This window comes from Echinicola jeungdonensis, assembly GCF_030409905.1.
Classification (GTDB): domain Bacteria; phylum Bacteroidota; class Bacteroidia; order Cytophagales; family Cyclobacteriaceae; genus Echinicola; species Echinicola jeungdonensis.
In genome coordinates, this window is record NZ_JAUFQT010000001.1 from 2,934,753 (window position 1) to 2,948,099 (window position 13,347).

Sequence of the window (13,347 nt, forward strand, 5' to 3'; positions counted from 1 at the left end):
GGCTTAATGACCATCCAAAATTTCCATGATCGCCTTTGCTTTTAAAAGGCACTCCTGATATTCATATTCTGGATCCGCATCGTGTGTGATGGCGCTGCCAACAGCAAAAAACATTCGTTTTTCCTTTAGGTCTACAACCAGGCTCCGGATAATTACACTGAGATCAAAATCTCCTTTCTCATCAATGAATCCAATTGCCCCGGAAAACCATCCTCTTTTGAAGTTTTCATAATTCTCAATTAACTCCATACATTTGATCTTTGGAGCTCCGGTCATGCTGCCCATGGGGAAAGTTTTGGCAATAATCTCATGAAATCCCAATTCTTTTGGAAGAGTGGATGATACCGTGCTGATTAGTTGGGAAACCTGTTTAAATCCATATACCCCAAATAGCTCTTCCACCTTAACTGACCCCACCTCAGAAATTCGGGCAAGATCATTTCTCATTAAGTCCACTATCATCAGGTTTTCCGCCTTTTCTTTCTCACTGTTCTTTAATTGAGATTGTAATTGGGAGTCTTCCTCTGGAGTTTTGCCCCTTTTAATTGTACCTTTTATAGGCTGGGCTATCAGTTGATTTCCCGTTTTTTTGAGAAACCTTTCCGGGGATGCTCCAATCAAATATTGATCTTGGGCCTTGAAAAAACTGCTGAAGGGCATGGGGGACTTTTTAGAAAGGTCAAAATAGGTTGATACCGGATCCATTGCATCAAAATCAACGGAAAAAGCCATACAGTAATTCATTTCATAAATATCTCCCTCCCGGATGTTATCCTGAATATGCTGAACGTTCCTAATATAATCCTCCTTTGAAGTTGCAGGAATTATTGATTTTGGATTAATGGGGAATGATTGGATTTCCTGGGCCCTGACCGTGTCATAGATAAAGTTTGGTTTAGGGTGATGAATAGTGATTTTTTTACCTTCAAATATAATTTTTAGGTCAGGTTCAAAAAATATACAATCAGGGGTATCGACAATAGGTTTATTTTGGCAGGTTAGTTTTTCAAAATAATTCTTAAGGTCATAAGCAAGGATCCCTGCTTTTTCTCCAGTATTATTTCCAATTTCATCCCATGTCAGTTTTTTTGTTCCTGCTAAAAATATATGGGAAAAGCCCTGAAAGGGATAATCAAGATCATTTGGATTAAAGTAAGCCAGATATGGATAATGGTAGTTTGCCCATTGTAGTAATTGATTGATCCAATTTCGATCAGTAGAAAAATGCTTGGTCTCCCTATTTTTGTTCATGGCCCAAAGTTAACAGAATGCAAAAAAAAAGAGGAATCATCTTTTGATTCCTCTTTTAGATATTTAAAATCGTTGTTTAATCAGCTTGGATTTCAAAGCTAACGTTTACGGTGTTATAGATGAATTTGTCTTTAGCTTTGTCAGCAACAGAGCTTTCATCACCATAAGATAATCCCCAATCGGTTCTGTCAATATTAAATCCAGCCTTAGCGGTTAGGGAACCGTCATTTAATTTTACATTGGCAGGAAATTTAATGTTTTTAGAGGTGCCTCTCAGGGTAAGGTTACCACTGATCCAGTGAGTAGGATTTTCAACCATTTGTTCACTTAGGGTGTTAGGAGTATAATCAGACTCATACTCATTTTTATCATCCACCTTTCCTGCAGATTGGAAAGGTTCAACTGAAGTTACTTCAAATGAGGCCTTGGGGTGATTGGCTGCATCAAAGAAATCAGGAGATTGAAGGTGGCCATAAAGCTTTCCGTAATTTTCGGTACCCTCTTCTATATCTTCTATTTTTAGTTCTTTAATGTTAAACTCAAACTTTCCACTTGTTATTTCATCCCCATTGAAACTGATTTCTCCGTTGGTAATAGGAATAGCTCCAATATGTTTTCCTGTTGGTTTATAACCTGTCCAGGAAACTTTACTGGATTCAGGATCAATGGAAATTGTTTTTCCTTCTGCCTTAGCAACATCTTGTGCTTCAGAGGTTTCAACGGTTTTTCCTTTTTGTCCACATGCAAAAACCATAAGTGCACTGGATAAGATTAAAGCGGTTGTTTTAATGAATTGCATTGTTTTTGAATTAAAGTTTTAATTTGATGTATATACATGTAAATTTAAAATTAATAAAAAAGGTTCAATTTCGGTTCAAAAAAAATTAGATTTGATTTTAAAATTTTTCTGACGGAATTTTCATAAGCATCAAAAAATGGCCTACATCAAGAAAGTAAAGGGAAAATTGCCCCAATTGGGGAAAAATAGTTGGGTAGCGGACAATGCCACCCTGGTAGGGGATATTATCATGGGGGAAGATTGTACTGTTTGGTTTAATGCTGTAGTTCGAGGGGATGTTCATGAAATTAGAATTGGGAATCAGACCAATATTCAGGATGGGGCCATAATTCATTGTACCTACCAAAAGGCGGGTACCTATATTGGAAACCGGGTTTCCATTGCCCATAATGCCGTAGTACACGGTTGCACCATTCATGATGATGTTTTGGTGGGAATGGGGGCCATTATTATGGATCATGCTGTTGTTCAAAGTGGAGCGGTTATAGCGGCAGGTGCAGTGGTATTGGCTGGGACGGTGGTTGAGGCCAATAGCATTTATGCAGGCACCCCTGCCAAAAAAGTCAAGGATACAGGAGATGGAATGAAAGAGGTAATAGAAAGAACGGCCCGTAACTATCCCATGTATGCCTCCTGGTACGAAGAAGAGGAGTAAGTGGTCTTTTTACTTTATTAATTTTTTTAACACTCTAGAGGAGGATTCCTCCAGTGTAATCAAGGGGTAATACCTACTTTTTCCCAATATTAAATGGCCTTTTTTGAAAGCTATAAATCAGATAAAATAGAGAAGGTAAAATAAGCAAGCTTCCCGCTAACAAGGCAATGCCCAATCCCTGCATTGTGCTATTTCCCGCCGCGGCATTTTGTAAACTTAAAGCCCTATCCTTCATGATAATAAAATTCGGATGCTGGCTATATGTTAGCGCAAATAAAATCATGCTTACCTGCAGTCCGGAAAGAACCCTTGCAAGGTAATGATAGTTTTTTTGTAATGACCGCCACAAAAGGGGAAGTGAAAGGGTAGCAGTAGCCAAGGCAATCCAATTTATGGTATGTTTGGAAAGGTTGTCTACTAAAGGGATCCCTTCAAGTTCTGCAGTTAGGAAAACCAAGCCACCCGCTAGGACGGTAAGCAAATTCATTTGAATCGCTTTTTTTCTAAAAAGGGCCCGATCATTTGGGGAGCTTGCATCTCCTGTCAAATATACTGCTGCTAAATACCCACAAATACATACCGTGAATACTCCCACACTCATTGGGAACCAATCCAACCATGGTTTGATATATGCAGCAATAAAATCTGTTGCCTGGGGATCTATACTTCCAGAAATTACAGTTCCTGCCAAAATGCCCAAAAATAAAGGCGTAAGGAAGGACGAATAAACAAAAATGAAATTGTAAACTTTTTGAAAATGGTCATTTACAGCATCATAATGCCTAAAAATAAAGGCTGTTCCTCTAGCAATGATCCCAATTAACAACAGGGACAATGGAATATGTAAATAAATGGATACCGTAGTATATATGGTGGGGAACCCTACAAAAAGGATAACAATGGCTATGATCAACCACATATGGTTGGCTTCCCAAATTGGTCCAATAGCTTGATAGGTCAATAATCTTGTTCTTTCCTTATTCGATCCACCAGTAAATAACTCGATGATACCTGCACCAAAATCAGCTCCTCCCAAAAGCAGGTAAAACAGAATAGAAAGGTATAAAAAGGCAATTACAACATCGGTCATTAGCTTATTGATTTTGCGGTAGGGAAAGATCTTGATCTGTTTCCAAAGATTTGATTTGCCGTATCAATAAGGTGCTGACAATTACGGCCAATGATATGTAAATTATAGCATAAAGGCTAAATGAGTAAACTAATCCCGGCATGGGTGTTAGTGCATCTTTGGTTTTCATAATCCCATAAAGAATCCAGGGTTGTCTTCCCACCTCCGTAACCACCCACCCTGCTTCCACAGCAAGAAAACCCAAAGGGGTCAGAAAGATTAAGAACTTTAAAAATTTTTTGTGGTAGATAAATGCTTTTGATTTCCATAAACCAAATAACCAGGCTATTCCTGCCAACATTAAAACTCCACCACAAGCCACCATTATTTGAAAGGCAATATGAGTAACCAAAACTGGAGGATGTTCCTCATTAGGAATTTGATCCAGTCCGGTAACTTCAGCCTGAAAATCACCATGGGCCAGAAAACTAAGAGCACCAGGAATTTTAAGGGCATATTTTACCTCGCGTTCGCTCTCATCAGGTATTCCACCAATAATCAGTGGGGCGGCTTTTTCGGTTCGGAAATGCGCTTCCATCGCGGCAAGTTTGGCGGGTTGCCTTTGGGCAACATCTTTGGCAGATAAATCCCCACTTATGGGTTGTAAAATGGCAGCAAAGGCCCCAATGGTTAAGGCAATTTTTAATGCGCTTTTATGAATTTCTACTGATTTACCTCTCAATATCAAAAAAGCGTGAATCCCTGCCACTGCAAAGCAAGTGGCCACAAAAGCTGCCAAAATCATATGCAAGGCCTGAGTAAACCAAGTTTCATTGAACATGGCTGCCATAGGGTTGATATTTAGATATTCTCCATTGACAAAATCAAAACCTGCAGGAGCGTTCATCCAGGCATTGGCTGCCACCACCAATATTCCAGAAGCCAAGCCACTAAGGCCCACCACTACCCCCGTAAACCAATGGAACCAGGGATGAAACTTTTCCCATCCATATAAGAAAAATCCTAAAGCGATGGCTTCAATAAAAAATGCCGTTCCTTCCAAGGAAAATGGCATGCCAAAGATGGGACCTGCATGTTCCATAAACTTTGGCCATAATAATCCTAATTCAAAAGAAAGCATCGTACCGGAGACAGCCCCGGTTACAAAAAATATGGCCACCCCTTTGCTCCAGGCTTTAGTCAGTAACTTGTATTTTTGAAGGCCTGTTTTTAAATATTTATAATGGGAAATGGCCATCAAGAATGGCATGATCATTCCGATGCAAGCAAAAATGATGTGAAAACCCAGAGAAAGCGCCATTTGGGACCTTGCGGCCAATAAATCATCCATAGGTGGAAATCTATTTATTTTCCTGAATTTACGGTTTAATTAAATGATGGGTTGTCCTAATGTTCTGTGTGGGAATTTTTAATTGATACTCAAGATTAGGGCATTTTTCCTGTATTTATGGATTGATAAAGTTTATCTAAAGTTTCCTTTCTGTTGATTTTGCCAGATTGGGTTTCAGCAAAATTTTCTATGAAATGTATTTTTTTTGGGTTTTCAAATTTATCCAGACTGGATTTTAGGGAATCTGAGAAATCAACTGAAGGCATATGGTCTTGATTCTTCATCTCGATAACCAATACAAGTTGCTCCCCAAACAAATCATGAGGTAATCCCCCAAAGAAATAGCGGGAATCAGGAAAAAACTGAGACATGGCCCCTTGGATTTTTGACTCCAATAATTCAGGTTGAATTTTTATTCCTCCGGAATTAACTGTAAAATCTGCCCGACCCTTCCAAATAAATTCATTCTCAGATACCATTTCAGCCAGATCATTGGTAGTGAGGGTGTCTTGGGAAGCCATCGGGGCTTTTATGACCAATTGATGAGTTTCAGTTGTAGAAATGGAAACCCCCGGTAATGATTTGTACACTAAATTACCATCACCGTTGATTTTGGCCAAAGCAATATGGGAAACAGTTTCTGTCATTCCGTAAGTTTGGTATAAATTTACCGGCCATTGGGAAATTTTCTTTTGCAGAGTAGCAGATATAGGGGCCCCACCAATAATCAGGTTTTTGATGTTTTTGAATGCTTTCAGGCTATTTGGGTCAAGAAGTGTATTTTCCACTTGATAGGGGACCATGGCGACAAAATCCAAGGGGAAACAGGATGGGAATTCTTTTAAGGGTTTGGAATTAGGTGTTTCAATATGTATTGGACAATTCCAAACCATACTCCTGACCAACATCATTTTGCCAGCCACCAGATCAGTATGGAGACAACATAAAAGCCGATCTCCATTTTGGATTTGGAAAAAACGCCTTGTGGCCTCTGCGCTAAGGATCATTTGTTTCCTTGAAACTTGGATGGTTTTGGGCTTCCCGGTGGATCCGGAAGTATTTATTGAGAAAGACTCCTGGCCATTTAACCAGTCTTGGCAAAATTTCAGGGAATTTTTAAAGTATTGGGCCATTTCTGGCCACTGACCAATCCTTATCTGGTCAAAGGTGATCAGATGCGGTCCTATAATGACATGGCTCATGATTAAGCTAGGGTTTGTGGCAAAGTACATTTTTTTGTCAATAAAAAAAAATTGAATTGGATTTCCGAAAGGGTATGATTCTATAAAATTTCAAAAGCATCCATGAGAAATAACCCCAAGGCTATTATCTTGCAGAGTAATTGGAATTATAATAAAATCATCTGGAATATGGAATGGAAAGTTGTTAAAGAATATGAGGACATCACTTATAAAAAATGTAATGGAGTAGCCAGGATTGCTTTTAACAGGCCAGAAGTGAGGAATGCCTTCAGACCGAAAACCACCAGTGAATTATATGATGCATTTTTGGATGCAAGGGAAGACACCTCTATTGGGGTGGTGTTGCTTTCAGCAGAAGGACCTTCTCCAAAAGATGGAGTTTATTCCTTTTGTAGCGGGGGGGATCAAAAAGCCAGAGGACAACAAGGATATGTAGGTGATGATGGAATGCACCGTTTAAATATCCTGGAAGTGCAGCGACTTATCCGTTTTATGCCCAAAGTAGTTATCGCGGTTGTCCCTGGTTGGGCTGTTGGTGGAGGACATAGTCTCCATGTTGTTTGTGATTTGACATTGGCAAGTAAGGAACATGCTATTTTTAAACAAACCGATGCTGATGTTACCAGTTTTGATGGGGGGTATGGGTCAGCCTATCTGGCCAAAATGGTAGGGCAAAAAAAGGCGAGAGAAATATTTTTCCTTGGAAGAAATTATTCGGCACAAGAAGCCTATGAAATGGGGATGGTCAATGCGGTAGTTCCACATAAGGAATTGGAGGAAACAGCCTATCAATGGGCTCAGGAAGTTTTGGAAAAATCACCTACTTCTATCAAAATGCTGAAATTTGCATTTAACCTCACCGATGATGGCATGGTGGGGCAGCAGGTTTTTGCAGGAGAAGCTACCCGGCTGGCTTATATGACTGAGGAAGCAAAAGAGGGAAGGAACGCCTTTCTTGAAAAGAGAAAACCTAATTTTAAAGATATAAAATGGATACCATAAATAGTTCAACCTGCATTTATTGGAAAGTGCAGGTTGTTTTTTGCTCCCTTGGGAATGGAAGTATTATTTAAAAATATTAATGTTTAATTAAAAAATCCATATTTAACCATGAAAAAATTTTTCCAAATTGTATTTTTCTCAGTTTTAACTTTGGCCGTTCAGGCCCAAACCACATCATTACAAGAATCAAAAAATCTGACAATAGGCTCCCCAGAAAGTGTGGGAATGTCTTCTGAGAGGCTTGCCAGGTTGGACCAAATGTTTGAATCGGTAATAGATAATAATCAAATACCAGGAGCGGTGGCGCTTGTAGCAAAAGATGGCAAAATTGTTTACCACAAAGCATTTGGTATGGCAGATAATTCCTTAAATAGGGAATTAAAAAAGGATGATATATTCAGGATCGCATCCCAGACCAAAGCCATAACATCCACCGCAGTCATGATGCTTTGGGAAGAGGGAAAATTCAGGTTGGATGATCCCATTTCAAAATATATTCCGGAATTTAAAAATCCCAAGGTGTTAAAAAGTTTCCACTATTCGGATACCACCTATTCCACTGTCCCTGCAGCGCAGGAAATTACTATCCGCCATTTGTTGACCCATACTTCTGGCTTAGGGTATGGAATGATAGATAGTGATGAGAGGATGAAAATGATTTACCAAAAAGCTGGAGTGACAGATCTTTTCACTACAAAAGAAATTACCATTGGTGAAAGTGTAAAAAAATTGGCAAGCCTTCCTTTGCATCATAATCCGGGTGATAAATTCACTTATAGTGAAGGTTTGGATGTGTTGGGATATTTTGTGGAAGTGATTTCTGGTCAACCTTTTGATGAGTTTTTGAGGGAAAGAATTTTTGAGCCTTTGGAAATGAAAGATACTTGGTTTTACCTTCCCGGTAAAAAAGCATCCCGACTGGTACCCATTCAGCATAAGGTAGGGGGTACCTGGGAGCATTTTCCCATTACCTTTTATGATCCAGAGTATCCCGTCAAAGGAGCAAAAAGTTTTTTTTCAGGGGGTGCAGGCCTAAGCAGTACTGTAGTGGATTATGCAAATTTTTTACAAATGTACTTGAATGGGGGAGAACTCAATGGGGAAAGAATTTTAAGCAGAACAACGGTAAATTCAATTTTGGGAAATCAAACGGGTGACCTATTTGGGGGAGAAGACCATTTCTTTAGCCTGGCTTTCAGGGTTGTTACCCAAAAAGGAGAAATTAGTGGGGGAATGGGAAGCGAAGGTACCTTTAGCTGGGGTGGTTATTTCAACACCCAATATTTTGCCGATCCCGAGGAAAATGTAATTGGGGTTTTGATGAAACAAACCCAAGGGCCAGTTGATGACCCAACGGGTTGGAAATTCCAACAAATGGTCGGGGCTTCAATAGATGATTGATGAAAAAAGCCTGCTGGATAAGTTCAGCAGGCTTTTTTTATTTTGGGAAAAGGATAAACTCTTCCTTTAATTGTCGCTTGATGGTTTTTAGAATTCCGGTATTGGTTTTACTATCTGTACTGATCTCAAGAATTTTTGGATGGATGGATGGATGGTAAAACTGTTCCATTACTTCTTCTACCTCCGATTCATTTTGGGCAGTATAATACCTGAATCCAAATTCCTTGGCCAAGTGTTCTGCATTTAAAGCTTGTTGCGTTTCAAAAAACTCTTCTAATTCTGGCTGTTTGGAAGGTCCATCAATGATCCTGAAAATTCCCCCTGCATGGTTGTTCAGTAAAATTACTCTAAGGTTAGAAACCGGATAATTGTGCCAATAGGCATTTCGGTCATAAAAAAAGGCCATGTCCCCGGTGATCAGGGTGACAAATTCTTTTGTTGTAAAGGTACATCCTACCGCCATGCTATTGGATCCATCGATTCCACTGGTTCCCCTGTTACAAATAATTTCCTGTTTTCTTGGCCCTAGAAAATTAACATAACGGACAGCCATACTATTTGCCAAATGCATTTTGGAAGGAGCCGGAATATGTTTTAGGGCTTGGAAAATGGCTTTCCATTCCCCAAAAGGAGCATTGGAGAGGTGCTTTTCCAAAGCTTTTCCCATTAGGTAGTTAGCTTCTTTCCAGGATTCTATAAATAATTGGTCTGCAACCTTCAAGTTGTCCAGCAGGAACTGAAGGAAGTATTCTGGCTGGGTGTGAATTTGACAGGACAGGGATTGATAAGTGTCTGGAAAATAGCCCTCAGGTTGGATATGCCAATGGGAGGCACTGGAACTCCTTAGAAATTGTTTGAGGGATTTAGATATTATAGATTTTCCAAAACTAATAATAAGGTCAGGCTTAAAGGAATCCAGCTCAGGAACTACCTGCAAAAACTGATCATGAAAATTAATGGTTTCCTTGGATTGGAGGTTGCAAATGGTGTCAGTAACCACCACGGCTTTTTGGTCCTTAGCAAGCTGATTTAATAAATTGCCAATATTTTCATTGGGGCTTTGTTGTCCCGGAACGATCAAAATCCGCTGAAATTTATCCAAAGCATTTTTAACTTTGATCAATCCTTCCTCAGGAAGCAAAGTAGTTCCCCTTAATTCTTGGACCAATTTAATATTGTTAGAATAATTAAAATCCTCCCCGTTTTCTGGATAAAAAGGTTCCCGGAGGGGAATGTTGATATGGACAGGTCCCTGTGGGAAGGCCATAGCAGCATTAATGGCTTCATTACTTATCCGATGGGCATGCCACTGTTCGTCTTTTAAGGAATAGCCGGTAGGAAAAACATAGTCTTTTTTGATGTGCTGACCATATAATTTTTCCTGGCGGATGGTTTGGCCATCCCATTGGTCTATCCATTCTTTGGGCCTATCTGCAGTAACAACCAGCAATGGGATTTGTTGGAAGTAAGCTTCTGCAATTGCAGGGGCGTAATTGAGGGCAGCGGTGCCAGAGGTACAGACTAATACCACTGGTTTTTTTAATTGTTGGGCCATTCCCAAAGCGATGAATGCGGCAGACCTTTCATCAGAAATGGTTCTGCAGTGCATTTCGGGGTGTCTGGCAAAAGCCAGGGTAATTGGAGCACACCTGGATCCTGGGGAAAGAATGGCGTTTTTGATGCCTTTTTTGGCGCAGATGGCGGCAAGATCAATGATAGGTTGTAAGGTCAAAATATATCCTTATTGAATGAATTTACCGATAATATTACACTTCAAGTTGGTTTCCTCCCACTCCTTTTCTGCAGTGGAGTCTTCGGTTACCCCCGCACCCGCGAAAAGTGCAATTTGATCTCCCATAATTTGGGCTGTTCGCAGGTTTACAAAAATGGATGTTTGACCTTGAATATTGACAGGCCCTAGAAAACCAGAGAAAAAGGAACGGTCAAACTTTTCTTTTTCTTTCAGGAAATTCATGGCATTTTCCCTTGGGCTGCCACAGACTGCAGATGTAGGGTGAAGTAATTTTAGCATGACAGATCCTAGCTGAGGAAAATTGGTGGATTTCATGTCCACCCTAAAGTCAGATCTCAAATGAAGAAGGTTTCCTGCCAAAACCGTTTTTGGGCCTACCTCTTCATATTCCCTTAAGCGGATTTTTTTAAAGTTGTTGACAATATAGCGGCTAACCAATGCTTGTTCTTCAATTTCTTTTTGAGTCCAGGCGGCACTTTTTATTGGGTTGTCACCCTCTGCTTTTTGGGTCCCTGCCAGTGCCATGGTATTGAAACAGTTTCCCTCGGTATTGATAAGGATTTCGGGACTTGCCCCCAGCCAAGTACCCACTTCGGGGATATGGAAAAAATTGACAAACCCATTTGGGTATTGGCTACATAATTCCAGGAATGTATTTGCCAGGTCAAAGTTTTCCCTGAAGGGAATAGTTTTAACCCTTGCAGGTACCACCTTAGTAATATTTCCAGTTTGGATACTTGAAATTCCATCATTTACAATTTTGATAAAATCTTCTTTGGTGGTGGAGAATAGAGGTGTTTTATTTCCGGAATTTTTGCTTTTAATCCTTAGATTTTGACGAATCTTTTCCTTGATCTGATCCCCATTTAAGTTGATAGAATGAAATTGCCCTAATTCTTCTTCAGGAAAATGAGAAAGGTTAATGTCAAAATTAAAGTATGCATCAGCTTCCAGGAAGTAGGCTTTTGAAGCTTCTTTTGTTTCAAATGGATGGATGATAAAGCCTTTTGGAAGGTCTTCCAGATCTAAAGCTACTTTTTTTACTTTGTCACTTTTATCTATGATGACCTGAACCATGTTGGATTTTGGAGAGCGCCAGATGGCTATCTGGTAATTGCTTTCCAAGGATTGGAATAATAACCTTTCAAGGACATTTTCCAGACAAAGGATGTTCGATTCGGTGGTGGGTGTATTCATTATTGTTTTTTCTCCAAAACAGCAAGGGTAATTCTACTGACACAAACTAGCTGGCCTTGTTCATTGTTTATTTTTATTTCCCAAACCTGTGTTTTTCCGCCAATATGTAGGGGTTTGGCAATTCCAGTTACTTTTCCCGATTTAACCGATTTAAGGTGATTGGCGTTGATTTCCAGGCCTACGCAAAAATGGGTATCTGGATTGATACAGCAAGTTGCAGCTACACTACCCAATGTCTCAGCCAATACCATATTGGCTCCCCCATGTAAAAGGCCCAATGGTTGTTTGGTCCGGTGATCCACAGGCATGGTAGCCTCCAAATAATCCTCTCCAATGGCAGTAAATGCAATGCCCAAATGATCGGCCATATTGTTTTTGCCCAATTGGTTCAAAAAATCCAACTTGAGGTTTTTGTTAAATATCATGTATTTTGAAATAAAAGCGTTTTCTTTGAAAATCGTTAACAAAAATACAGAATCTTGAGTACTAAAAAAATCTACCTCGTCAGACACGGACAAACTGATTATAATCTTAGAGGAGTAGTGCAGGGCAGTGGAATAGACGCTCCCATCAATGAAACTGGAGAAAAGCAAGCGGAGGCCTTTTATGAAGCCCACAAGGATATCCCTTTTGATTTTATTTACTATACGGGGCTTCAAAGAACCCGACAATCGATCTCAAAATTTTTGAACAAGGGAATTCCTCATGAGGGATTGGAAGAGTTAAATGAGATCAGCTGGGGAAGGTATGAAGGGGTGCCCATGGACCATGGGGAAAATGAATACTATCAAAATATGCTTCAGAAATGGTCTGAGGGAGAATTGGATTATTGTATTGAAGGTGGAGAATCTCCTAATATGGTTTACAAAAGGCTCAGGAAAGGCCTGGATTATATTCTTGAAAAGGGCGGGGAAACCATTCTCATTTGCATGCATGGTAGGGCCATAAGGGTTATGCTTAGCGTAATGCTCAATTATGACCTGAGATTTATGGACGTATTTGAGCACCATAACCTGGGATGTTATGAACTAAGCTTGTTGGAAGCCGGAGATTTCAGGATTGACCGTTATAATAATATGGACCACCTAAAAGCTAAAGGATTGATCTAATGGCCTTGGCTTTTTTCTTGTCAATTTTTTCATAAAAAGAGGACATCAGACCCTGGTAATTTTCTCGGGACTCATCCATGTCAATAATCCTAAAAGCAACTTCTTGAAGAGGTTTCCAAGTGGATTGATTGACTTGAACTAATGTTTGTCCAAATTGACATTTGTCAAATTCACAGTCAGGAACATTGATGAAAATAGCAGCATCTGAGTTTCCCATGTAGGATTTGGTCTCAAACTCTTCTAAAAAGCTCAATTCAATGTACTTAGCACTGGATTTTAGTTCCTTTAACTCTGCTTTGTTAAATATAACTAGAAATGTTTTTTCTTCCGGGTTTTTGCAATATCCGGAAGATATAAGGCAAATAAGCAATAGAGATAGAATAATATTTTTCATGTCGATAATATATGAAAATTATTAGGATCATTCAAATATCTTGGTCCTACTTGTTAAATATTTTTTTCACCTTAATGTTTAATTAATAGGATGTTATGAGTTATAGTAAAGAAAAAATTGTGCCAAAAGTAGAATAATTGCGGGTTTTTCTCACCCCAAAAGAG

At 39.5% G+C, this 13,347-nt stretch carries 13 protein-coding genes; 4 read left to right on the forward strand and 9 right to left on the reverse strand.

What is annotated here, in order from left to right:
- Nucleotides 1-3 precede the first annotated feature (3 nt).
- Both QWY93_RS12220 and QWY93_RS12225 read right to left on the reverse strand, forming a co-directional pair.
- Nucleotides 4-1,251, reverse strand: a complete 1,248-nt coding sequence (locus QWY93_RS12220) for an anthranilate synthase component I family protein (protein ID WP_290248542.1) — start codon at nt 1,249-1,251, stop codon at nt 4-6.
- Nucleotides 1,252-1,327: 76 nt separating this feature from the next.
- Complete coding sequence (locus tag QWY93_RS12225) at nt 1,328-2,050, reverse strand: YceI family protein (RefSeq protein ID WP_290248543.1); 723 nt, start codon at nt 2,048-2,050, stop codon at nt 1,328-1,330.
- A 136-nt stretch (nt 2,051-2,186) separates the two neighbouring features.
- Between QWY93_RS12225 and QWY93_RS12230 the strand changes: the two genes are divergently transcribed.
- Nucleotides 2,187-2,705: a gamma carbonic anhydrase family protein gene (locus QWY93_RS12230; RefSeq protein ID WP_290248544.1), complete on the forward strand. Its 519-nt coding sequence runs from the start codon at nt 2,187-2,189 to the stop codon at nt 2,703-2,705.
- A gap of 73 nt (nt 2,706-2,778) precedes the next feature.
- On the opposite strand, the gene QWY93_RS12235 is transcribed toward QWY93_RS12230, so the two are convergent.
- The 3 genes from QWY93_RS12235 to QWY93_RS12245 all read right to left on the reverse strand — a co-directional run bounded on the left by QWY93_RS12235 (nt 2,779) and on the right by QWY93_RS12245 (nt 6,327).
- Nucleotides 2,779-3,795, reverse strand: a complete 1,017-nt coding sequence (locus QWY93_RS12235; RefSeq protein ID WP_290248545.1) for a cytochrome d ubiquinol oxidase subunit II — start codon at nt 3,793-3,795, stop codon at nt 2,779-2,781.
- Between the two features lie 4 nt (nt 3,796-3,799).
- Complete coding sequence (locus QWY93_RS12240; protein ID WP_290248546.1) at nt 3,800-5,125, reverse strand: cytochrome ubiquinol oxidase subunit I; 1,326 nt, start codon at nt 5,123-5,125, stop codon at nt 3,800-3,802.
- Between the two features lie 95 nt (nt 5,126-5,220).
- Nucleotides 5,221-6,327: an AMP-binding protein gene (locus QWY93_RS12245; RefSeq protein WP_290248547.1), complete on the reverse strand. Its 1,107-nt coding sequence runs from the start codon at nt 6,325-6,327 to the stop codon at nt 5,221-5,223.
- Nucleotides 6,328-6,495: 168 nt separating this feature from the next.
- Here QWY93_RS12245 and QWY93_RS12250 point away from each other — a divergent pair, with 168 nt between their 5' ends.
- The gene (locus tag QWY93_RS12250) at nt 6,496-7,329 is read left to right on the forward strand and encodes a 1,4-dihydroxy-2-naphthoyl-CoA synthase (RefSeq protein ID WP_290248866.1); all 834 of its coding nucleotides are present in this window, start codon (nt 6,496-6,498) and stop codon (nt 7,327-7,329) included.
- Between the two features lie 108 nt (nt 7,330-7,437).
- Complete coding sequence (locus tag QWY93_RS12255; protein ID WP_290248548.1) at nt 7,438-8,730, forward strand: serine hydrolase domain-containing protein; 1,293 nt, start codon at nt 7,438-7,440, stop codon at nt 8,728-8,730.
- Nucleotides 8,731-8,767: 37 nt separating this feature from the next.
- On the opposite strand, the gene menD is transcribed toward QWY93_RS12255, so the two are convergent.
- The 3 genes from menD to QWY93_RS12270 are packed head-to-tail and all read right to left on the reverse strand — an operon-like array spanning nt 8,768 to nt 12,105.
- Nucleotides 8,768-10,462, reverse strand: coding sequence for a 2-succinyl-5-enolpyruvyl-6-hydroxy-3-cyclohexene-1-carboxylic-acid synthase (gene menD / locus QWY93_RS12260; RefSeq protein WP_290248549.1), 1,695 nt, complete (start codon nt 10,460-10,462; stop codon nt 8,768-8,770).
- A 9-nt stretch (nt 10,463-10,471) separates the two neighbouring features.
- Nucleotides 10,472-11,680 (reverse strand): chorismate-binding protein, encoded by a 1,209-nt coding sequence (locus tag QWY93_RS12265; protein WP_290248550.1) that lies wholly within the window; start codon nt 11,678-11,680, stop codon nt 10,472-10,474.
- Nucleotides 11,680-12,105 (reverse strand): hotdog fold thioesterase, encoded by a 426-nt coding sequence (locus QWY93_RS12270; protein ID WP_290248551.1) that lies wholly within the window; start codon nt 12,103-12,105, stop codon nt 11,680-11,682. The genes QWY93_RS12265 and QWY93_RS12270 overlap by 1 nt, the downstream gene beginning before the upstream one ends.
- Before the next feature lie 54 nt (nt 12,106-12,159).
- Here QWY93_RS12270 and QWY93_RS12275 point away from each other — a divergent pair, with 54 nt between their 5' ends.
- On the forward strand, nt 12,160-12,789 hold the full coding sequence (locus QWY93_RS12275) for a histidine phosphatase family protein (protein ID WP_290248552.1): 630 nt from the start codon (nt 12,160-12,162) through the stop codon (nt 12,787-12,789).
- On the opposite strand, the gene QWY93_RS12280 is transcribed toward QWY93_RS12275, so the two are convergent.
- Nucleotides 12,773-13,183 (reverse strand): hypothetical protein, encoded by a 411-nt coding sequence (locus QWY93_RS12280; RefSeq protein WP_290248554.1) that lies wholly within the window; start codon nt 13,181-13,183, stop codon nt 12,773-12,775. The two genes, QWY93_RS12275 and QWY93_RS12280, sit on opposite strands and share 17 nt — an antisense overlap.
- Nucleotides 13,184-13,347 lie beyond the last annotated feature (164 nt).